The sequence below is a fragment of the Nocardioides bizhenqiangii genome (assembly GCF_034661235.1).
GTDB classification, from domain to species: domain Bacteria; phylum Actinomycetota; class Actinomycetes; order Propionibacteriales; family Nocardioidaceae; genus Nocardioides; species Nocardioides bizhenqiangii.
The window spans coordinates 1,861,705-1,882,140 of record NZ_CP141059.1 but is presented as its reverse complement, the minus strand read 5'-3'; the positions used below and the strand labels follow the sequence as shown (position 1 = coordinate 1,882,140).

Below are 20,436 nucleotides of genomic sequence, written 5' to 3'. Positions count from 1 at the left end.
TCAGGCGCTCGCCGGGAGCCGCAGCGCGCCGGGCGCCGACGTGGGGACGACGGGGTGGTTGGGCATGACCGGCGCGATCCGCTGGTACGGCGCACCGAGGGCCGGCCGGGCGTCCGACTCCCCCTTGTTGGGCCAGAACGCCATCGCGCGCTCGGCCTGGGCGGTGATGGACAGCGACGGGTTGACGCCGAGGTTGGCGGTGATCGCGCTTCCGTCAGCGATGTGGAGCCCGGGATGGCCGTAGACCCGTTGATAGGGGTCGATCACGCCGGTGTCGCGGGAGTCACCGATCGTGCAGCCTCCGATGTAGTGCGCGGTGGCCGGGATGTTGAAGATGTCGGTGGCGATGTTGCCGGTGTCGGCATCGGCCTTGGCGGCGTACTCCCTGGCGATCTCGTGGGCGATCGGGAGCCAGTCGGGGTTCGGTTCGCCCTTCCCCTGCTTCGTCTTGAGCTGGCCGCCCTTGAGGTAGGACGTCAGCGAATTGTCCAGCGACTGCATGACCAGCAGGATGACGGACCGCTCGGAGGCGCTCCTGAGGTTCAGCGACCGCAGGAACAGCAGCGGGTGCAGCACGATGGTCAGCAGGAACCGCAGGAACCGGAAAGCCCCTCCGTCGACCATCGGCACGGTCTGCGCGAACAGCGAGTTGTGCCCCTTGCCGTAGGTGCACACCTCCACGTGCGTCTGCGGCTCGGGATGGATGGACGACGTGATCGCGACGCCCTGGGCGAAGTCGTCGCGGCTGCGGCTCTGCACGCCCAGGATCGCCTCGGAGTTGCTGCGGGTCAGCTCGCCCAGCCGCGGCGACAGGCCGGGGAGGGTCCCGTCGTCACGCAGCTTGTGGAGCAGCTTCTGGGTACCGAGCGCGGCCGCGGCGAAGACCACGTGCTCCGCAGTGAAGGTACGACGCCCGTTCCGCAGCTTGCCGTTGGAGCGCTCGGTCTCGACGACGTAGCCGCCGGCCCCGTCGGGCTCCACCGACGTGACGGTCGTGAGCGGGTGGACTTCGGCGCCGTGCTCCTCGGCCAGGTAGAGGTAGTTCATCGTCGTGGTGTTCTTCGCGTTGTGCTTGCAGCCGGTGAAGCAGTCCGAGCAGTGGATGCAGCCGGCCCGGCGCGGTCCGGCCCCGCCGAAGTAGGGATCGTCGACCTCCTCGCCCTCGCTGCCCTCGTTGAAGAAGACGCCGACCTGGGTCTTGTGGAAGGTTTCGGCCACCCCGCGGTCGCGCGCGACCTGCAGCAGCAGGTCGTCCTTGGGACCGGTCCGCGGGTTCTCGACCACGCCGAGCATCCGCTTCGCCTGGTCGTAATAGGGCGCCAGCTCGTCGCGCCAGTCGGTGATGTGTGCCCACGCCCGGTCGCGGTAGAACTCCGGGAGCGGCTCGTAGAGCGTGTTGCCGTAGATCAGCGAACCGCCGCCGACACCCGCCCCGCTGAAGACCAGGCACTTGCCGAGAGCACTGATCCGCTGAGGGCCGGTCAACCCCAGCCGGGGGGCCCAGATCGACTTGCGGACGTTCCAGTTGGTCTTCGGGAGGTTGTCGGCGTCCCAGCGGCGGCCGGCCTCGAGCACGCCGACGCGGTAGCCCTTCTCGGTGAGCCGCAGCGCCGTCACGCTGCCGCCGAAGCCGGACCCGACAACGATCACGTCGTAGTCGTAGGGAGTCATCAGGACACCACCTCGTAGTCGGCAGGGTCGAACTTCGCCTGCGATTTGTACTGGACCCCGAGCGTCGGCCAGTTCGTCGTGATCCGGCCGTCCTCGTTGCGGTACCAGGACGAGCACTGGGTCCACACGCTCTCGGAGAGCAGCCCCTGGATGCGGTCGTCGTACTCCTGCTCGACCTCGGGCCTGACGGTGAGCGGGGCGCCGGCCGCGGCGAGGTGCTCGACGTAGTCGCCGAGGTACTTCGCCTGCGCCTCGAGGAAGTAGATGATCGACCCGCCGCCGGTGTTGGTGTTGGGGCCGTACATGACGAGCAGGTTGGGGAAGTGCGGGACGGTCATGCCGTAGTAGGCGCGGGCGCCGCCGCGCCACTCGTCGTGGAGGTCGCGACCCTCGCTGCCCTTGATCGACATCGGCGCGAGGAACTCGGTGGCCTTGAAGCCGGTGCCCCAGATGACTACGTCGACCTCGTGCACCTTTCCGTCCACCGTCCGCACCCCGGCGGGGACGATCCCGGTGATCCGCTGGGTGCTGACGTCGACGTTGGGCTGGGCCAGGGTCGGCAGGTAGTCGTTGGAGAACAGGATCCGCTTGCACCCGATCTGGTACTTCGGCCAGACCTTCTCGAACAGCCCGGGCTTCGCCTTGGTGAGCCGCCGCATGTGCCACTTCGAGATCGCCTTGATGGTCCTGGCGAGCGGCTTGGAGTAGACCCACGCGACGCTGAGCCCCTCGACGACGCCGTACCAGGTGCCGCGCTCGACCAGCTGGGTCGCTGGCAGCCGCTCGAAGACCTTGTGGTGCGTGCCGGAGAACTCCCGGTCGAAGCGGGGGATGATGTAGGGCGGGGTGCGCTGGAACACCGTCAGGTGCTCGACCTCGGGCTGGATCTCCGGCACGAACTGGATGGCGCTCGCGCCGGTGCCGATCACCGCGACCCGCTTGCCCGCCAGGTCGACGTCGTGGTCCCACTCGGCGGAGTGGAACATCGGCCCGTCGAAGGAGTCGGCGCCCTCGATCTCCGGGTAGGACGGCCGCGAGAGCTGCCCGACGGCGGACACCAGCACGTCGACGACGACCTGGGCGCCGGAGCTGAGCTCGACCGTCCACTTCAGGGCGGCGGCGTCGTACGACGCTCCGGTGACCTCCGTGCTGAAGCGGACGTGCCGACGGACGTCGTACTTGTCGGCGACGTGGCGCATGTAGCCGAGGATCGCCGGCTGGCGGGAGAACCGGTGCGGCCAGCGGGGGTTGGGCTCGAACGAGAACGAGTAGAACGGCGAGGGCACGTCGCACGCGGCGCCGGGGTAGGTGTTCTCGCGCCAGACGCCGCCGACGTCTTCGGCCTTCTCGAAGACGACGATGTCGTCGAAGCCGCGCTTCTTCAGCTCGATGACGGCGGCCAGGCCACCGAACCCGGTGCCGATGACGGCGACAGAGGGGTTCATCGCGTCTCCTTCGTGGCTGCGGCGTTCTCGAGGATCAGCCCGACGCACCGCGCGGGATCGTCGTTGAACGGCAGGTGCCCGCAACCGGCGAGGTCGACGTGGCGGGCGAACGGGAGCACCTCGCGGGCCCGGGCGCTCTGCGAGCGATGGATGAGGACGACGTCGCGCGTGCCCCAGGCGATCGTGACCGGGACGTCGACCAGCGCGCCCGGGTCGTCGTCGGAGCCGAGGAAGTAGCTCCCGAAGTCCTTCCGCGCGGCGGCGAACCCCGTTGCCGCGGCCAGCCCGGCGAGGTCCGCGCGCGCGACCTCGGGCGGGATCCGCGTCGGATGGCCGAACATGTTGCTCAGCAGCACGGCGCGACCGGCCGGGTGGTCGAGCATCCGGTTCAGCACCGGTGCGGCGGTCCGGGCACCGGTCCTCAGGCCGGTCAGCAGGCTCTGGGTCCAGCGCAGACCCGCCGTACCCCAGAACCCGACCGGCGAGAAGGCCGTCACCGAGGACGCGACTCCCGCGCGGCCGAGCTCGAGGGCGACCCCGCCGCCCATGGAGCTGCCGACCAGGTGCGGACGGGCGACGTCGTTGGCCGCGAGCCAGCCGGCGAGCCAGTCGGCATAGCCGCGGGGGCCGGGCCGCACGCCGTCGACGAGCGGGGAGGCGCCGAAACCTGGGAGGTCGATCGCGATCACCTCGTGGTGCTCGGCAAGTCGGTCGAGGACCGGTTCGAAGCTCTGCCAGCGGCTGCCGATGCCGTGGACCAGCACGATCGGGTCGCCTGCGCCGCGGCGGTCGACGGAGATCAACGCCGACCGCCTGACCGGGCGACCGACGGCAGCTCGATGTCGAGCCCGAGCTGGTCCACCGCGAGCCGGGCGCAGTGGTGCACGAACTCGGCGCGGGGGGTGTGCCGGGCACCCTCGCTCCAGGCGAGGAACAGCGCGAAGATCGCCGCCGAGAACCCGATCACCGTCCATGCCCGCGACGGCTGCCGCAACGCCTCGGCCTCCTCGGGCACCAGCTCGGCCAGCACGGACAGCACGAACTCGGGCATCGCCGCCTGCGACCGGGGCCGCAACGTCTCGTCGGCAGCCGACTCACGGAAGAGCACGCGTCCGATCCTGGGATCGTCCTCGACCACCGCGACCGCGGTGTCGAAGGCCTCGAGGAGCGCTGCGGCGACGCCGTCGGTGGCATTGACCGCGACGGCGGCCGCGAGGATCGGCTCACGGATCCGCTCGACGGCCTCGTCGTAGACGGCGGCCAGCAGCTCGTCGCGGTCGGCGAACAGGTCGTAGAAGTAGCGCGGACCGACTGCCGCCTCCCGGCACGCAGCCCGCATCGTCAGCGCCGTCACGCCCTGGGTGCCGACCAGCTCGAGGCCGGCCTCGACGAGACGCTGCCGGCGGTCGGCCGCCCGCGCATCGGGTGTCTGGCCCTGCCAGAGGCGGCCCGACCCCGCGGCAGGGGCGATGGTCTCGGTGGCCATGACCCGACCATACAGGAATCACCCGATTCCCGGAAGCAGTTGATTCCCGGTTTTACCTTCGGGAATTCGGACTAGGACTTCGCGGCGGCCTTCTTCGCCTGCTTGAACTCCCGGACCTTCTGGAGCGATGCCGCGTCCACCACGTCGGCGACCGAGCGGTAGCCGTCCAACGAGTAGTCGCCGGCCGCCTGCTCCCACCCGTCAGGACGTACGCCGAGCTGCTTGGCGACGAGGGCGACGAAGATCTGCGCCTTCTGCTTGCCGAAGCCCGGCAGCTCCTGGAGCCGCTTGAGGAGGTCGGCGCCGCTCGCGGGTTCCCGCCAGATCCGGCTCGCGTCCCCGCCGTACTCCTCGACGACCTGGGCGGCCAGGGCCTGCACCCGGCCGGCCATCGATCGGCCGTAGCGGTGGATGGCGGGCGGGGTCGCACAGAGATCGGCGAACGCTTCCGGATCGGCCGCGGCGATCCGGGCGGGGTCGAGCGTGCCGAACCGGTCGAGGATCTTCGCCGGGCCGGCGAATGCCCGCTCCATCGGGAACTGCTGGTCCAGCAGCATTCCGGTGAGGAGCGCGAACGAGTCGTCCGACAAGACCTTGTCGGCGGCGGGGTCCTGGGCGATCTGGATGGTCATGCAGACATCCTGCCCGACCGGACCCTCAGCGCTGTCTCGAGAACACCTCGGTCATGTACAGCGCGCGCTGGAACACTTCGTCCGGGATCCCCCGATAGCCGGGCAACGTCGACCTGACGAAGTGGAGAATCAGGGTGTCGTTGTGGACCTGCCAGCGGTAGGTGTTCGAGCCGTCGGAGTGGTGGAAGACCACGGACTCGCCGTCGATCTCGTACTCCGCGTTGTAGTCGATCGGTACCGGCTGTCCGCCACCCGACTCGCCGTACAGATCCCAGGCGCCATGCTCGATGGTGAGCGTCAGCATGGTGTCGTCGCCGAAGAACGGGGCGTTCTCCCGGTAGTCCTGCACGTACCGGCCCAGCCCGTAGCGGCGGATGGTGGCTTCGGTGTCCTCGAGTGAGAGCGGGCCGGCCCGCCAGGTTCCCTCCAGCTCGGAGGTCGGCGCGGGCGCGGAGGTCGGCGCGGGCGCGGAGGTCGGCGGGACCTCCGGGGCCTCCGAGGCCTCTGTGGTGTCCGGCTCCGTAGAGCCCACGGTGGGGCTCGTCCGATCTTCGGGCTCCGAGGAGCAGCCGACAAGCAGCATCGAGGTGGCGGCGACGACGACCGCGACGGACCGCAGGCTGAGGCGGGTGGCATGAGCGGCTGCCCACTCCTTGATCACGGTGTCCGACATGACGATCTCCTCTCGTGTGGCGCCGCACCAGCGCCGCTGGATGTGGTTCATGTCCTGAAGGCGTTCCTTTGCCGCGGAACGATGTTCCGTGGCCACGCGTGCCGGTTCGGAGAGGAGTCCACTAGCGACCGGGAAACCGGGTAACGACCGGACATCCAGAGCTTCAGCACCACAACCAGGAGGACGACCGGTGAAGGCAGTGACCTGGCAGGGACCGAAGGACATGCGCGTCGAGGAGGTCCCCGACCCGACGATCGAGAAGCCGACCGACGCGATCATCCGGGTCACCACGACCGGCCTGTGCGGTTCGGACCTCCACCTCTATGACCCGCTCGGGCCGTTCATGACGGCCGGCGACATCGTCGGCCACGAGCCAATGGGCATCGTCGAGGAGATCGGGTCGGAGGTCACCGAGATCAAGGTGGGCGACCGGGTGGTCGTCCCCTTCAACATCAGCTGCGGCGAGTGCTGGACCTGCCGGCGGGGACTGCACAGCCAGTGCGAGACGACCCAGAACCGGGAGTCCGGCACGGGCGCGAGCCTGCTCGGCTACAGCAAGCTCTACGGCCAGGTTCCGGGCGGACAGGCCGAGCTCCTCCGCGTACAGTTCGCCAACTTCCTCCCCATCAAGGTCCCCGAGGGCCCGTCGGACGACCGGTTCGTCTACCTGTCCGACGTGCTGCCGACGGCGTGGCAGGCGGTGCGCTACGCCGACCTGCCTGACGACGGCGTGCTCCTCGTCATGGGTGCCGGTCCGATCGGCGACATGGCGGCTCGCATCGCCCTGCACGAGGGACACCGCGTGATCGTCGCCGACCGCGTGCCCGAGCGGTTGCAGCGGGTGCGCGAGGTCGGCGCGGAGACCATCGACATCGACGAGGTCGACGACTTCGCGGCCGAGGTGCGCGACCGCACCTCTGGCCGAGGGGCCGACTCCGTGATCGACGCCGTCGGCATGGAAGCGCACGGCAACCCGGTGGCCGAGACGATGATCAAGGCGGTCGGACTGATTCCCGACGTCGCTGCCCGCAAGCTGATGGTGAACGCCGGCATCGACCGGCTGGCGGCGCTGCACGCGTCCATCGACGCGGTCCGCCGCGGCGGCACGGTGTCGGTCGTCGGCGTCTACGGCGGCGCCACCGACCCGATGCCGATGATGCAGATGTTCGACAAGCAGATCCAGCTGCGGATGGGTCAGGCCAACGTGCGTCGCTGGAGCGACGACATCTTGCCCTTGCTCACCGATGACAGCGATCCTCTAGGCACCGAGACCTTCGCGACCCATCGACTCCCCCTGACCGATGCCCCCGAGGCCTACGCGAAGTTCCGCGACAAGGAGGACGGGATGATCAAGGTCGTCTTCAAGCCATGACCCGTGGCCCGGTCGACGCGGTCGTCATCGGAGCCGGACCCAACGGGCTGGTCGCCGCCAACGCCCTGGTCGACGCCGGCTGGGAGGTGCTGCTGGTCGAGGCGAACGACGTCGTCGGCGGTGCCGTCCGCAGCGCGGAAGTGACCGCACCAGGGTTCTGCAACGACCTGTTCAGCGCGTTCTACCCGCTGGCGGCGGCATCTCCGGTGATCCAGGGCCTCGACCTGCAGGCACACGGTCTCGAGTGGACGCAGGCGCCCGACGTCCTCACCCACGTGCTGCCGGACGACCGGGCGGCGGTGCTCCATCGCCGACCCGAGGACACGGCCGCGGGTCTCGAGGAGTTCGCAGCCGGGGACGGCGACGCCTGGCTGGAGCTCTGCGAGCAGTGGCAACGAGTGCGCGATCCGCTCCTGGACGCACTCTTCACCCCGTTCCCGCCGATCCGCCCGAGCGTGCGCCTGCTGCGCGCGCTCGGGACAGCGGACGCGCTCGACCTGCTACGGCAGGCAGTGCTCCCGGTCCATCGCCTGGCCGACGAGCGGTTCAACGGGGAAGGCGCTGCGGTCCTCCTCACCGGCAACGCGATGCACTCCGACGTCGGCCCGGACTCGGCCGGCAGCGGGATGTACGGCTGGTTGCTGTGCATGCTCGGCCAGGACGTCGGGTTCCCCGTCCCGCAGGGCGGCGCGCAACGGCTGGCCGACGCTCTCGCGTCCCGCTTCCGCGCGAACAGCGGCGAGCTGCTGACGGGCACCCGCGTGACCGACATCGAGGTCAGCGGCGGGCGCGCGACCGGCGTACGTCTTGCCGACGGCACTCGTGTCGACGCCAAGCGGGCCGTGCTGGCCGACGTCGACGCCCCGACCTTGTACGGCGAGATGGTCGATGCAGAGCACCTCCCGGCGCGGTTCCTCGCCGCCCTGGAGCGCTTCCACTGGGACAACCCCACCCTCAAGTTCAACTGGGCCCTCCGCGAGCCGGTGCCGTGGACCGCGGCCGGAGCCCGCGGCGCCGGGACCGTCCACGTCGGGGTCGACGAGGCAGGGTTCGTGGACTTCGCGGCCGACCTGTCGAACCAGCGCGCGCCGCGTGCGCCGTTCGTCCTCTTCGGCCAGATGAGCACCGCCGACCCGACCAGGTCACCGCCGGGCACCGAGAGCGCCTGGGCCTATACCCACCTCCCGCACCGGGTCGCCAGCGACCCGCACGCGGTCGACGCGGTGGCGGAGCAGGTGCGCCAGTTGATCGAGACCCACGCACCGGGATTCGCGGACACCGTCCTCGCCGAGCAGGTGCAACGACCGCACGACCTCGAGGAGGCCGACTCCAACCTGGTCGACGGGGCGCTCAACGCCGGCACGTCGGGGATCCACCAGCAGCTGATCTTCCGACCGACCCCCGGGCTGGGCCGTCCCGAGACACCGATCGAGGGCCTCTACCTGGCCGGTGCCTCGGCGCACCCCGGCGGGGGCGTGCACGGTGCGTGCGGGTGGAACGCCGCGCGGTCCGCCCTCGGTGGCTCGGGCATCGTCCGGAAGCGGCTGCTGAGCACGGCCTGGGCGCGGCTCCTCGAGCGACCCGGACGCTGAGTCAGCGCCGGCGTCCCTCGGCGAGGAAGCCGAGCCGGCGCAGCGCCTCGCGGTTGCGGGGCGCGATGGTTCCCTGTCGAGCCGGGCGCGGAACCAGCGTCGCAGGACCCTCCACCGCGTCCTCGCGGATGGTCAGCAGGCAACCGTCGCCCTGCTCCTCGATCTCGATCAGGACCTCGGCCGCACCGGCAGGCCACCCGTGCGCCCGCAGCCGGAGCGACCTCTCCGGCACCATGTCGAGCACCTCCGACTTGTCGTCGATGAGGAACGGCCAGTTCCCCACCGAGTGGTGCAGCAGTGATCCCCTCTCCGGCCAGCGGGGGTCGACGTCGCGCATACGAGCGGCGCCGACCACCCAGCACGGGTAGAGCCAGCCGTCGCTCAGCACGGCCCACACGTCGCTCGGCGAGGCGTCGACCTCGCGGCTGACGGAAATTGCCTTCTTCTCGAAGTCGCTCATGCGCGGTCCTCGGCGGTGGTCGACACGACTCGGGTCATGGACCCCCGATACCCGCCCCGCGGACGCGCAACGGCTCAGACCCTGACGGGAGCCTCGATCATCGTCGGTAGCAGCTGGTGCACGACGGTGCGGATCTGGTCGAGCGCCTCGTCATTCCCGAGGGTGAGGTTCATCAGCGCCTGGTGGAACATGCCGTCGAAGATCGCGTAGGCCATGGGCGGGCTCATCGCCGGCTGGCCGCCGGCCAGCTCGGCATAACGGGAGACGATCCGCGCCATCATGGCCTCGAGCCAGCCGTCGATCTCGACCGCGACGTCGCGCAGACGCGCCTCGAACATGGCCTGCGTGCGGACGTCGTACCAGAGCCGGTGCATCGCGGCGTCCTCTTCGAGGGTCAGGACCAGCTGGTCGGCGAAGCCTTCCAGCAGCTCCTCGGGCGTCGTGGACTCGGCGACCACGCCGTCGTAGCGGCGCACACACATCGTCTTGTACTCCCGGACGCAGTAGACGATGAGGTCGTGCTTGTCCTCGAAGTAGTAGTGGACGACGCCGTGGCTGAAGTCGGAGTTGTGGGCGATCTCCCGGAGGCTCGCCCGGGCGTAGCCCAGCTGACCCAGCGTCTTCAGCGCCGATTCGGCGAGCGCTCGACGGCGTTCGTCGTACTTGTCAGCTGGCGATCTGCGACCCGACGCATTCCCCATGACGGGAGCGTAATCCCATTCTTCTGACAATTGTGACAACCGGACAGAAAACTTTGGTCACCTGACCAGTCGGAACTTGACACACGTCAAGGTGTGCCGCTGAAATGTGCTCGTCATGAACTGGTCCCCCAACCACGTGACGCGATTGGACTGCGGGGGTCGGGCGTTGATCGTCTGAGGTGTTGGAGCCACCTCGAAGATCCGTTCGTCCTCCGCAGTCCTGCTTTTGTGGCCCGAGCGGGTCACAGGCGGCTCGCTAGGCCTGCCAGCCGAAGGCGATCGCACCGCCGACGATGAGGCAGAACCACAGCGGGTACGACAGCGCGCCGATCCAGACCAGGCGCCTGGGATGCGGGCTCCACCACACGCAGCAGAGGATGAAGAGCACCAGCCAGATCACGACCATGACGACGACGCCCCACCACGGGGCGATCAGACCGCTGGCGGCGTAGAGAAAGAACGACGAGACGATCAGGATCATCCCGAGCCACGGGGTGAACGAGACCTCACCCCGCGGACCGTCGGCGACCGGCTTGATCCGGCGCCGGCGCTGGAAGGCGGCCAACGCCTACTTGTCCTCGACGTCGTCGTTCCAGATCGGGTCCTCGTCCCAGGCCTCGGTGCGCTCTGCCGCCTTCTCGATCGCGCGCGCCGCCTCGGCCTCGGTCTCGTAGGGCCCGAGCCGGTCCTTGTTGGGACAGCCCTCGTCGGGCTCCACGACGTGGTGCGTCAGACAGAACCAGTACGCCATGCCGTGAACCTATCGCCGCCGCCGGCCGAGGTGCGAGCGCAGGGCGCCTACAGGTCGCCCGCCAGCCGCTCCACCCGGAGCACGGCGAGCTCGTGCTCGACGTCGCCGCTCATCGCCGCGGCCAGTCGGAGGTGCGGCAGGGCCTCGCGGTGCCGGGACTGCCGCTCGAGTGCGCGACCGAGCGCGTGCTGGGCCCAGACGTCGGACGGGTCGTCCTCGACCAGCTCGGCGAGCTCGTCGGAGGCCTTCACCAGCTGCGCGCGCATCAGGTAGGCCCAGGCCCGGAGGAGCCGCAGGCCGCGGTTGGCCGGCTCCTGCTCCAGCGCGGGCTCGAGGACCTTGAGCGCTTCACTGGGCGCGCGCCGCTCGAGCAGGTCGTGGGCGGTCCGGTAGGCGCTCTCGGGACGCGCGACCGCTGCCGGGAACACGACGCCCGGGGCTCGCAGGGGGATCTCCGGCTCGCTCATGGGTGTGGACAACGATGCCACGGAGGCGGTGATTCCGCCGTACTCATCTCCCAAGCACTACCCTGGGTCGTGGACGGGCCGACCGGGTGACCGCGTGACCTGCCCTGGCGACAGGGTCGGGTCCCGAGGAAAGTCCGGGCTCCACAGAGCAAGGTGGTGGGTAACACCCACCCGGAGCAATCCGCGGGACAGTGCCACAGAGAACAGACCGCCTCGTCCCTCTCGAGGGACGGGGTAAGGGTGAAACGGTGGAGTAAGAGACCACCAGCGCCCCGGGCGACCGGGACGGCTCGGCAAACCCCACTTGGAGCAAGGCCAGACAGTGTGCGCTCGAGGGCTGCTCGCCCGAGCACACGGGTAGGCCGCTGGAGGCCGCCGGCAACGGCGGTCGTAGATGGATGGTCACCGATCACAGAACCCGGCTTACAGGTCGGCCCGTCCCCTACCCCCTCTCTGACCTGCGATGGAGCACATTTCAACCTCCACCAGTCCGCAGGGAGTCCGCAGCAGTCCCGAGAACGCTGTCGATCGCATCCCGCGTCGCTGGCGGCGGGAGAAGACGCCGACGAGATTTTCGCCGTGTTCGGCCGGGGCATCATGGAGGCGACCCTGTTGGACGCCCACGAGGCTGCGGGCGGCCACCTTCGCGTCATTGAGTGAGCCTGCGCGGCGTGCGCCCCATGAAAGCCGCCGGGCGGTCCCGGGGGCAACTCGTCTGAACCTTCCGGGACCTAGCCGGCCCCGGGCCCGTCGACGGTGCGCGCAAGTGCGGGCTGGCTGGCTGAGCAGTACCCGACCCCTGACCCTCCATCCGGCGAGTAGGCGTACAGTCGAAAGTCCAAGTCGCCCGACTGGCCCGAGACCCCGGTTCGTCCCCCGGCACCAATGCCGCCTATTGCGGCGAAGCCAGAGCCATCAGAGGCTCACTAGGGACCGGCCATCATGGCGGATCAAGACATCTTTTCTGGCGTACACGAAGTCATCGTCGACCGGCCTGAGAGCGCCGACGGCAGCGACGGTCTAGTGGTGAGGTGGCGTCGGCGCGGCGCCGTATGGGAGGGCCTTGTCAGTCACGAGGTCGACGGCAGGATCGTTACCGAGTGGCTCCCAGCGCTCGTCCTCGCCCCAGCAAGCTTGGCGTAACCGCCCGGCCCCCGGGGCCACCTCACGCATGCCGCTCGACACGATCGTCTCGATGCCCCTAGCCTGCTGCCCGTCTCCCGAGAAGAGACGCGTATAGCCAACGCTGACCAACGGTGTCACTCACGCGGGACCTTATCCCGGCTTACAGGTCGGCCCGTCCCCGGCTAACCGGTGATCCGGACCTCCTGGCAGGTGGTGCAGAGCAGCTCCCGCACCTCGACCCCGCCGTCGCTCTCGACGCTCACCAGCTGCCAGGCATGGTCGTGCTCCGCGGGCGCCACCGCGGCACCCGCTGGCCGGTTCATCGCGCGGTTCTGTCGTCGCGCGAGCTCTGGACGTACATCACCCGGCGGTGCGGCGGTGCGTAGAGCAGAGACAGGCCGAGGAGCAGGAGGCCTGCGACGAGGAGGACGGCTCCGAGCGCGCCGTCGTCGACGAACGCCAGGTCGACGGTGAGGAGGTCGAGGGCGATGATCAGTCCCACGACGATCAGGCCGGTGCCGAGTCCCATGAACATGGAGAGTCGAATGCCCCGCACGCGTCGGCCCATACGGGTTCGCCCGTCCTTCTCACGTGGTGAGACTCACCACAGGGCCGAGTCAGACCGATGCGCTGCCGAGCTTCCAGTCGGCGAGCACGTGGCAGTTGCCCTCCTCGTACCAGTGCAGCTCGAGCCGGTCCGCCCGGCACCGCGCCGGCAGCAGGTGGCCGAGCAGCGCGCGCGTGCTCGCGACCGACACCGACTCCGAGCGCTGGTCGAGGGTGACGTGCGGGGCGGCGGCGTACTCCCCCGCGTACGGCGGGCACGCAGGGAACGCGTCCCACAGCGCCTCGGTGAGCGCGGTGAACGGCGCGGCGGGCTCCGGCGCCACCTGGATGAACCCGTTGGGCAGCTCCTCGACCTCACGCAGCACGTAGTCGAAGGCCGGGGTGGCGCGCGCGATGGCGGCGACCTGCGCGAGGTCGGCGGCCGTCGGGTCGGGGAGGTATGGCGCCAGCGCGGTGATGTGGGCGTGGGTGAACGCCGGGTCGCGGGAGATCCAGCTCGCGAGGTAGTGCGCCCAGCGGTCCCGGGCGAACGGCTCGAGCTCGGGGACAGGGACGAGCAGCACGGTGTGTCCCCGGCCGGTTGTCACCGCGCCAGCATCGCAGGCGGGGGTGCGCTTCTCGAATCCGGCAACCTTTCGCATTTTCGCCCGAAATGTCCCACAGAGGTCGACACTCCGGAGTCAAGCGCACGGGCGCGCGACGGCATCTCGGGTTGCAACACATGGGGTAGGTCAGATGACGGCCAATGCGAACGAGGTCGACGAGTCGAGCGAGCCTTCGGAGCTCCCGGGCATCGTGCTGGTCGTCTCCGTCATGGCGTTCCTCTTCGTGCTGGTCCTGCTGTTCGCCTGACCGGGTCGGCGGGGCGGTAGGTTCCCCCCATGGCAGGCCGCCCCTCCCCGACCGGATCCCCCGTACCCCCGCCGGACCCGGCCGTCGCCGCCGCAGCGGCCGAACGGCTTGCCGGTCTCGCAACGCCCACTGGTGCGCTGGGTCGGCTCGGCGACCTGGCCGTCTGGCTCTCCGCCGCCCAGGGTCAGGTGCCGCCGATACCACTGACCGACATCCGGCTGGTGATCTTCGCCGGGGACCACGGGGTCGCGCGGCACGGGGTCTCGGCGTACCCCCCGGAGATCACCGCGGCCATGGTCCGCACCTTCGTCGCCGGCAAGGCCGGGGTCTCGGCGCTGGCCGCGGCGCACGACGTCCGCGTGCGGGTCCTCGACCTCGGCGTCGACGACGACCTCGCGGGCGTGCCCGCCGACGTCCGGGCACGCAAGGTACGCCGCAGCAGCGGCGCCATCCACCTCGAGGACGCCCTCTCCCCCGACGAGACCCGACGCGCACTCGACGCCGGCGGCGCCGTCGCTGACGAGGAGATCGACGCCGGCGCGCAGCTCCTGCTGAGCGGTGACATGGGCATCGGCAACACCACCCCGGCGGCCGCGCTCGTCGCCGCCGCGCTCGGGCTGCCCGCCAGCGAGGTCACCGGCCGCGGCACCGGCATCGACGACGCGACGTGGAATCGCAAGGTCGAGGTGGTCCAGGCGGCGCTCGACCGTGCCGGCGACCGGGCGCTGGACCCCGTCGAGACCCTGACCGCGCTGAGCAGCGCGGACCTGGCAGCTGCGACCGGTTACCTCGCCCGCGCGGCCGAGCGCGGCGTACCCGTCCTCCTCGACGGCCTGATGTCCGTCGCCTGCGCTCTGACCGCCGACCGGCTGGCGCCGGGCGCAGCGGCGTGGTTCGCCGCCGGCCACCGCTCCACCGAGCCCGCGCAGACGCTGGCCCTCGCGAAGCTCGGCCTGGAGCCGGTCCTCGATCTGGGGCTCCGGCTGGGCGAGGGGTCAGGTGCGGTGGCGGCGGTCCCGGTGCTGCGGTCGGCGGTCGCGGTGCTCCGCGACGTCGCGCTGCTCGCCGACCTGCTTCCTTCCCGGTGAGCCGGCCGGCGGTCGTCGGCCGCAGCCTGCGGCTGGCGCTAGGGACGCTGACTGCGCTCCCGGTGCCCGCGGTGCTGCGGGTCACCCCGGGCGTCGCGACCGGTGCCCTGGTGCTCGCTCCGCTCGCGGTGCTGCCGCTCGGCGCGCTGGTCGGCCTGGCCGTGTGGGCAGGCGGCGAGACGCCGGTCCCGTCCCTGGCGGTCGCGTTCGTCGCGCTGGCACTCCTCGCGCTCGGGAGCCGCGCCCTGCACCTCGACGGCCTGTCCGACGTCGCCGACGGACTGACGGCGTCCTACGACCGGGAGCGGTCGCTCGCCGTGATGAAGGGGGGTACGGCGGGCCCGGCAGGTGTCGTTGCCGTGGTGCTGGTGCTCGGCGTCCAGGCCGCGGCCCTCGCGACTTTCGTGGGCGGTGCCCGATCGGCGGTGATCGCGGGTACCGCGGTGTGCGCCTCGAGGGCGGCGCTGTGGATCACCTGCGCCGGTCCCGTGCCACCGGCGCGGCCGGACGGGCTCGGCTCGACCTTCACCCGCCGGGCGCCGGTCTGGTGGACGCTGCTCGGCTGGGCCGCACTGGCCGGCGCCGCAGCGCTGGTCCACCCGTGGCGCGGTCCGCTGGCCGTCGGCCTGGCCGCGTTCGTCGTGCTCCTCCTGGTGGTGCGCGCGGTCCGCCGGTTCGGCGGGGTCACCGGCGACGTCTTCGGTGCGACGATCGAGCTGGCGCTGGCGACCTTGCTCCTGGCGCTGGCTGGGCATCACAACTAGAGCCGCAGCACCCGCCCGGCCACCACGAGGTGCACCTCGTCGCAGACGGCGGCAACGCGCTGGTTGATGGTGCCTAGCAGGTCGCGGAACAGCCGCCCCGATCGGTGCTCCGGGACGACCCCGAGGCCGACCTCGTTGGTCACGATCACGACGGGATTGACGGCGGCACGGAGGGTCGCGGTGAGTCCGGTGGTGCGGGTGGCGACGTAGTCCTCGACCTCGTCGACCGGCGCTTCCCACAGCCCGGCTCCGCCGATGATCGCGTCGAGCCAGGTGCCGAGGCAGTCGACGAGCACCGGACCGGTCATCTCGGCCAGGGCGACCTCCAGGTCGACGGTCTCGAGCGTCGACCAGGTCGCTGGTCTGCGCTCGCGGTGGCGGGCGATGCGCGCCTGCCAGTCGGCGTCGTCGTAGGAGGGGCCGGCGGCGACGTACGTCGTGGTCGGCTGGTCGGCGAGCAGTCCCTCGGCGTGCGCGGACTTGCCGGACCGGACGCCGCCGGTGACGAGGACCCGTCCGTCAGCCAAGGCGGAACGCCACCTTCCGCGCCGCCAGGTCCGCGGTCTCGAGCCGGACCCGGACCTCCGTCCCCACCGGCAGGTCGCGGTCTCCGGTGACCGGCGCCTCGACCCCGATCTCGGACAGCACGACGACGCCCTTGCGCGGGTCGTCCTCACGGACGCTGGTGATCACACCCGCGAACTCCTCGCCGACCCGATCGGCCAGCAGACCGGCCTCGATCACGTCGAGCACCGCCCGTTCGTAGGAGCCGGCGCGGCGGGCGGACTCCTCCAGCGTCTTCGGCAGGTCGGGCAGCGCAGCCAGCACCCATTCCGGCACCGACCGACCTGCGGACAGAGCGAGGCACACCTCGAGCGCGTAGCGGTCGCCGAGACGGCGGAGCGGTGCCGTGACGTGGGCGTACGGCGCGGCGATCGCGGCGTGCTCGTGCTCGGTCGGCACCTCGCCGTCGAACGCGACGTAGCCACTCCCGCGCAGCAGCCGGGTGCAGGCGACCACCATCGCCTGGTGGGACGGCTGGCCGGTGTCGAGCGAGCGGATGAGGGCGTCGTACGTCGTCGACTCGGGCCACTCGATCCCGAGCCCCTTGGCGACCCGGCGCAGGCGGGCGACGTCGCGCGGGTCGGCGGGTGGCAGGGTGCGCAGCAGCCCGACCTCGCCCGCGATCATGAGGCCTGCGGCTGCCATCCCGGTGAGCAGGGAGATCTGGGCGTTCCAGAGCTCGACCGGCACCTGCCGGCGGAACTCGAGGTGGAACGTGCCCTCGTCGGCGACGTCGACCTCCTGCTCGGGGAGCGGGAGCGAGATCCCACCGCGGGCCCCCTCCTGCTGCTCGCGCAGCTGCCCGACCTCGCGCAACAGCTGCAGCACCTCGCCGGCGGTGCCGGCGTCGAGTGCCGCCTGCGCGCCGTCGTAGGTCATCCGCTCGCGGGATCGCACCATCGCCCGCTCGACCGCGGCGTTCGTGGTGGTGCCGGCCCCGTCGATCGTGATGGACCACAACACCGCCGGTCGGGTCTGGTCGGGCAGCAGGGACGCAGCGCCCTCGGAGAGCGCCGGCGGGTGGAGCGGGATCCGGCTGCCGGCGCCGTACAGGGTCTCGCCGCGGGCGTGCGCCTCCAGGTCGACCGCGTCGCCGGGCCGCACGAACGCCGCGACGTCGGCGATCGCGTAGTGGACCAGGTAGCCGTCGCCGTGCCGCTCGAGGTGCAGGGCCTGGTCGAGGTCCATCGAGCCTTCGGGGTCGATGGTGAGGAGCTCGATGTCGGTGCGGTCGAGCTCGGGCAGCGTCGGCGCCGCCGCAGCCAGCTCGGCTGCCTGCTGCACCTCGACAGGGAACTCGCCCGGCAGCTCCAGCTCCCGCTCGACCTCTGCCAGCGCATCCCGCAGGGCATCGGAGCTGTCCCCCACCCGGACCACGAGGTTGCTCGGCATGCTCCGACCCTAACCGGGTGGCGGGGAGCCAGGACCGGGAGCCGGCCGGACGGCATGTGTTCACTGACGGATCACCCCATGGACGGCTGACGTCCGCCTACTACGCTGGGTCCCGATGTTGATCCTGCTGCCACCGAGCGAGGGCAAAGCCGCCCCTGGACGGGGCAAGCCGCTCGAGCTGACGACGATGTCGCTGCCGTCGCTGACTCCGGCCAGGGAGCGGGTTCTCGACGCGTTGGTCGCCCTGTGCCGGGACCATCCGGACCACGCGGCCACCGTGCTCGGTCTCTCCCGCACCCAGCTCGACCTGGTCGCCCGCAACGCGACGCTGAACGACGCCCCGACCGCACGAGCGGACCGGATCTACGACGGCGTTCTCTACGACGCACTCGGGCTCGACTCGCTCACTCCCCCGGCCAAGCGGCGAGCGGCGTCGCGGCTCGCGATCACGTCCAGCCTGTTCGGCCTGGTGCGGGTCGGTGACCGGATCCCGGCCTACCGGCTCTCCGGCGACGCGACCGTGCCCGGCCTCGGCCCGGTGGCCGGCTTGTGGCGCGACTCGCTCGGTCCTGCTGTGCTCGACGCCATGGGCCGGGGCCTGCTGGTCGACCTCCGGTCCAGCATGTACGCCGGCTTCTGGCGCCCGCCTGCCGAGCTCGCACCCCGGGTCGCCACCGTACGGGTCCTCCACGAGGTCGCCGGCCGCCGCCAGGTCGTGAGCCACTTCAACAAGGCGACCAAGGGGCGCCTCGTGCGCGACCTCCTCGAGGACGGGGCGGACCCGCGGACGCCTGCCGGGCTGGCGACCCTTCTCACCGACCTCGGCTGGCGGGTCGAGCCGGGCGAGCCGACGAAGAGGGGCACCCAGCTCGACGTGGTCGTCAGCGAGGTCTGATCCCGGACGGCGGCCCCTCAGTTGACGTCGATGTACAGCTCCAGCAGCTCGACGGCCGCGTCCTTCTGGTTGCCGATGCCTTGGCCGTTCTCCCCGAAGATCTCGACCTCGACCACCGTGCCGTCGTTCTTCGCGATCGCCTGGCTGCGCTGGGACGACCCGAAGGCGAGCCCGTCGTCTCCGGCATCGATCGACTCGGCCTCGGTCCCTGCGTTCCGGGCCTCGGTGCGGAACGCCTCGATCTCCTCATCGGCGATGACGCCGGCGCCCTCGGCGATGACCACCCCGACGCCGCTGCCGCTGTAGTTGCACCCGGCGGCGACGACGATGTCGGCGTCGAGGAGCAGCTCGACGTCCGAGCCCACGACGTCCGAGACCTCGTCCTCGGTGGGGCACTCCGCGCCGCCCAGGCCCGGGACGCTGTCCTTGACAGTGTCGTAGAGCTTCCACACGAGGAAGCCGCCCACGCCGCAGACGACGAGCAGGACGACGAACACCACGATCCCGGCGATCAGGCAGCCCTTGCCCTTCTTGCTCGGTGTCGCCGGATACTGCCCGTACGGCGCCGGCTGCCCGTAGGGCGGCTGCGGCTGCCCGTAGGGCGGCTGTCCACCGGGTCCCGGCTGGCCAGGCGGCGGCGGCGGGTAGCTCATGCTCTCGAGGTTAGGGCTGATCTCCGGTCGCCGTCAGAGGGAAAGCCCTCCGGCGGAGGCCCGGCTCACCAGCGCCCGGACTCCAGCAGGGTGCGATCACCCGGCGGCAGGGCGTTGTAGAGACGCAGCGATCCGTGCCAGCCGGTGCCGTCGGTCGCCGAGCGGTCGGGGTAGAAGGAAATGACCGAGACCGACGCCGGGCTCAGCTCCATCCGGAACACCGCCTCCAGCGGCGCCTTCAGCGCGTTGGCGACCAGGGTCTTGATCGGCGTGACGTGGCTGACCACCACCACGGTCCGTCCCGCGTGCTGCTCGAGCACCCGGTCGAGCCCGGCCCGGACCCGAGCCTCGACGACGTTGAACGACTCGCCCCCGGGAGGCGCCGTGTCGAGGTCTCCCAGCCACGCCTCGAAGGTCTCCTTGTGCTCCTCGGCGACCTCCATGAAGGTGAGCCCGTCCCAAGCGCCGAACTCCATCTCGGCGAAGCCGGGCTCCTCCTCCAGCGGCAGTCCGAGCTCGGCAGCCACGATCTCGGCGGACTCGCGGGTGCGCCGTACCGGCGAGCACACGACGGCGTCGATCTTGTCCTTCAGCTCGGTCAGCCACGCGGCCGCTGCCCGGACCTGCTCGCGGCCCTCGTTGCTGAGACCGGGGTTGTCCCCACCCAGGCCGCCGGAGAAGCGGCGACCGGACGTGTGGGGAGTGACTCCGTGGCGCAGCAGGATGAGCGTCGTCGGGGCGTCGCCCGACGGCGGCGCCTCCCCGGCCTGGTCGACCGCGGCCGTCGCGGCCGGGCTCTCGATCTCCTCGATGAGGGACTCACCGGAGTCACCCGGCTCGACCGCGGCGACGGTGACCCCGTCGCGCTTGCCGTCCAGCGCCTCGTTGGCGAGCCGGTCGGCGTGCTTGTTCTGCTCGCGCGGCACCCACGTGTACGTCGTACCGAAGGGAGCCAGCCGGTTGGCCTCCATCGCGAGCGGGCGCATGTCCGGGTGCTTGATCTTCCAGCGGCCGCTCATCTGCTCGACCACCAGCTTGGAGTCCATCCGGACCTCGATGTCGGCGCCCGGCGCATAGAGCTCGGCGAGCTTGAGGCCGGCGATCAGACCGGAGTACTCCGCGACGTTGTTGGTCGCCACCCCGATCGTCTGTCCGTCCTCCGCGATGATCTCGCCGGTGTCGGCGTCCTTGAGCAGCGCGCCGTACGCCGCCGGCCCCGGGTTGCCGCGGGAGCCGCCGTCGGCCTCGATGATCACCGACCTCGGACCGGACGACCGATCCGGCAC

At 70.9% G+C, this 20,436-nt stretch carries 23 protein-coding genes and 1 other RNA gene; 6 read left to right on the top strand and 18 right to left on the bottom strand.

The window, feature by feature from the left end; all coding sequences use genetic code 11:
* From SHK19_RS09065 to SHK19_RS09040, 6 genes are all read right to left on the bottom strand, one after another.
* Nucleotides 1–1,671: a GMC family oxidoreductase gene (locus SHK19_RS09065; protein ID WP_322457345.1), complete on the bottom strand. Its 1,671-nt coding sequence runs from the start codon at nucleotides 1,669–1,671 to the stop codon at nucleotides 1–3.
* Nucleotides 1,671–3,116: a flavin-containing monooxygenase gene (locus tag SHK19_RS09060; RefSeq protein ID WP_322938448.1), complete on the bottom strand. Its 1,446-nt coding sequence runs from the start codon at nucleotides 3,114–3,116 to the stop codon at nucleotides 1,671–1,673. Before SHK19_RS09060 ends, SHK19_RS09065 begins: the two co-directional genes overlap by 1 nt.
* Entirely contained in the window at nucleotides 3,113–3,919 is an 807-nt protein-coding gene (locus SHK19_RS09055) for an alpha/beta fold hydrolase (protein WP_322457347.1), read from the bottom strand. Before SHK19_RS09055 ends, SHK19_RS09060 begins: the two co-directional genes overlap by 4 nt.
* Complete coding sequence (locus tag SHK19_RS09050) at nucleotides 3,916–4,602, bottom strand: TetR/AcrR family transcriptional regulator (protein WP_322457348.1); 687 nt, start codon at nucleotides 4,600–4,602, stop codon at nucleotides 3,916–3,918. The genes SHK19_RS09055 and SHK19_RS09050 overlap by 4 nt, the downstream gene beginning before the upstream one ends.
* A 71-nt stretch (nucleotides 4,603–4,673) precedes the next feature.
* A complete protein-coding gene (locus SHK19_RS09045) occupies nucleotides 4,674–5,234 on the bottom strand; it encodes an HhH-GPD-type base excision DNA repair protein (RefSeq protein WP_322457349.1) in 561 nt (186 codons plus the stop codon).
* A gap of 25 nt (nucleotides 5,235–5,259) precedes the next feature.
* The gene (locus SHK19_RS09040) at nucleotides 5,260–5,907 is read right to left on the bottom strand and encodes a hypothetical protein (RefSeq protein WP_322457350.1); all 648 of its coding nucleotides are present in this window, start codon (nucleotides 5,905–5,907) and stop codon (nucleotides 5,260–5,262) included.
* Nucleotides 5,908–6,097: 190 nt separating this feature from the next.
* Here SHK19_RS09040 and SHK19_RS09035 point away from each other — a divergent pair, with 190 nt between their 5' ends.
* A complete protein-coding gene (locus SHK19_RS09035; RefSeq protein WP_322457351.1) occupies nucleotides 6,098–7,279 on the top strand; it encodes a zinc-dependent alcohol dehydrogenase in 1,182 nt (393 codons plus the stop codon).
* Nucleotides 7,276–8,871, top strand: a complete 1,596-nt coding sequence (locus tag SHK19_RS09030; protein ID WP_322457352.1) for a phytoene desaturase family protein — start codon at nucleotides 7,276–7,278, stop codon at nucleotides 8,869–8,871. Before SHK19_RS09035 ends, SHK19_RS09030 begins: the two co-directional genes overlap by 4 nt.
* Nucleotide 8,872: 1 nt before the next feature.
* Here the strand turns inward: SHK19_RS09030 and SHK19_RS09025 are convergent, their stop codons facing one another.
* The 5 genes from SHK19_RS09025 to SHK19_RS09005 all read right to left on the bottom strand — a co-directional run bounded on the left by SHK19_RS09025 (nucleotide 8,873) and on the right by SHK19_RS09005 (nucleotide 11,250).
* Nucleotides 8,873–9,331, bottom strand: coding sequence for an SRPBCC family protein (locus SHK19_RS09025; protein ID WP_322457353.1), 459 nt, complete (start codon nucleotides 9,329–9,331; stop codon nucleotides 8,873–8,875).
* A 74-nt stretch (nucleotides 9,332–9,405) separates the two neighbouring features.
* A complete protein-coding gene (locus SHK19_RS09020) occupies nucleotides 9,406–10,032 on the bottom strand; it encodes a TetR/AcrR family transcriptional regulator (protein ID WP_322938447.1) in 627 nt (208 codons plus the stop codon).
* 256 nt (nucleotides 10,033–10,288) lie between these two features.
* Entirely contained in the window at nucleotides 10,289–10,597 is a 309-nt protein-coding gene (locus SHK19_RS09015; RefSeq protein WP_322938446.1) for a hypothetical protein, read from the bottom strand.
* A 3-nt stretch (nucleotides 10,598–10,600) separates the two neighbouring features.
* Nucleotides 10,601–10,783 (bottom strand): hypothetical protein, encoded by a 183-nt coding sequence (locus tag SHK19_RS09010; RefSeq protein WP_322938445.1) that lies wholly within the window; start codon nucleotides 10,781–10,783, stop codon nucleotides 10,601–10,603.
* Nucleotides 10,784–10,830: 47 nt separating this feature from the next.
* Entirely contained in the window at nucleotides 10,831–11,250 is a 420-nt protein-coding gene (locus SHK19_RS09005; protein WP_322938444.1) for a tetratricopeptide repeat protein, read from the bottom strand.
* A gap of 74 nt (nucleotides 11,251–11,324) precedes the next feature.
* Here SHK19_RS09005 and rnpB point away from each other — a divergent pair.
* Nucleotides 11,325–11,692: RNase P RNA component class A (rnpB, locus tag SHK19_RS09000), an RNA gene on the top strand.
* Between the two features lie 865 nt (nucleotides 11,693–12,557).
* Here rnpB and SHK19_RS08995 read toward each other — a convergent pair.
* From SHK19_RS08995 to SHK19_RS08985, 3 genes are all read right to left on the bottom strand, one after another.
* Nucleotides 12,558–12,698, bottom strand: a complete 141-nt coding sequence (locus tag SHK19_RS08995; RefSeq protein ID WP_322457358.1) for a hypothetical protein — start codon at nucleotides 12,696–12,698, stop codon at nucleotides 12,558–12,560.
* Nucleotides 12,695–12,904 (bottom strand): hypothetical protein, encoded by a 210-nt coding sequence (locus tag SHK19_RS08990; protein ID WP_322938443.1) that lies wholly within the window; start codon nucleotides 12,902–12,904, stop codon nucleotides 12,695–12,697. The genes SHK19_RS08995 and SHK19_RS08990 overlap by 4 nt, the downstream gene beginning before the upstream one ends.
* 88 nt (nucleotides 12,905–12,992) lie before the next feature.
* Nucleotides 12,993–13,529 carry a 2'-5' RNA ligase family protein gene (locus SHK19_RS08985; RefSeq protein WP_322938442.1) on the bottom strand — a complete coding sequence of 179 codons (537 nt, stop codon included), beginning with the start codon at nucleotides 13,527–13,529 and terminating at the stop codon, nucleotides 12,993–12,995.
* Between the two features lie 294 nt (nucleotides 13,530–13,823).
* On the opposite strand from SHK19_RS08985, the gene cobT reads away from it, so the two are divergent.
* On the top strand, nucleotides 13,824–14,882 hold the full coding sequence (gene cobT / locus SHK19_RS08980; RefSeq protein ID WP_322457361.1) for a nicotinate-nucleotide--dimethylbenzimidazole phosphoribosyltransferase: 1,059 nt from the start codon (nucleotides 13,824–13,826) through the stop codon (nucleotides 14,880–14,882).
* On the top strand, nucleotides 14,879–15,646 hold the full coding sequence (locus SHK19_RS08975; RefSeq protein WP_322938441.1) for an adenosylcobinamide-GDP ribazoletransferase: 768 nt from the start codon (nucleotides 14,879–14,881) through the stop codon (nucleotides 15,644–15,646). The genes cobT and SHK19_RS08975 overlap by 4 nt, the downstream gene beginning before the upstream one ends.
* Here SHK19_RS08975 and SHK19_RS08970 read toward each other — a convergent pair.
* Together SHK19_RS08970 and SHK19_RS08965 are read right to left on the bottom strand one after the other, a co-directional pair.
* The gene (locus tag SHK19_RS08970; protein WP_322457363.1) at nucleotides 15,643–16,173 is read right to left on the bottom strand and encodes a bifunctional adenosylcobinamide kinase/adenosylcobinamide-phosphate guanylyltransferase; all 531 of its coding nucleotides are present in this window, start codon (nucleotides 16,171–16,173) and stop codon (nucleotides 15,643–15,645) included. The genes SHK19_RS08975 and SHK19_RS08970 overlap by 4 nt on opposite strands.
* On the bottom strand, nucleotides 16,166–17,602 hold the full coding sequence (locus SHK19_RS08965; protein ID WP_322938440.1) for an RNB domain-containing ribonuclease: 1,437 nt from the start codon (nucleotides 17,600–17,602) through the stop codon (nucleotides 16,166–16,168). The genes SHK19_RS08970 and SHK19_RS08965 overlap by 8 nt, the downstream gene beginning before the upstream one ends.
* Before the next feature lie 115 nt (nucleotides 17,603–17,717).
* Here SHK19_RS08965 and yaaA point away from each other — a divergent pair, with 115 nt between their 5' ends.
* Entirely contained in the window at nucleotides 17,718–18,497 is a 780-nt protein-coding gene (yaaA, locus tag SHK19_RS08960; protein ID WP_322457365.1) for a peroxide stress protein YaaA, read from the top strand.
* A 17-nt stretch (nucleotides 18,498–18,514) separates the two neighbouring features.
* Here yaaA and SHK19_RS08955 read toward each other — a convergent pair whose 3' ends face one another.
* Nucleotides 18,515–19,150, bottom strand: coding sequence for a hypothetical protein (locus SHK19_RS08955; RefSeq protein ID WP_322938439.1), 636 nt, complete (start codon nucleotides 19,148–19,150; stop codon nucleotides 18,515–18,517).
* 65 nt (nucleotides 19,151–19,215) lie between these two features.
* Nucleotides 19,216–20,436 carry a bifunctional RNase H/acid phosphatase gene (locus SHK19_RS08950; protein WP_322938438.1) on the bottom strand — a complete coding sequence of 407 codons (1,221 nt, stop codon included), beginning with the start codon at nucleotides 20,434–20,436 and terminating at the stop codon, nucleotides 19,216–19,218.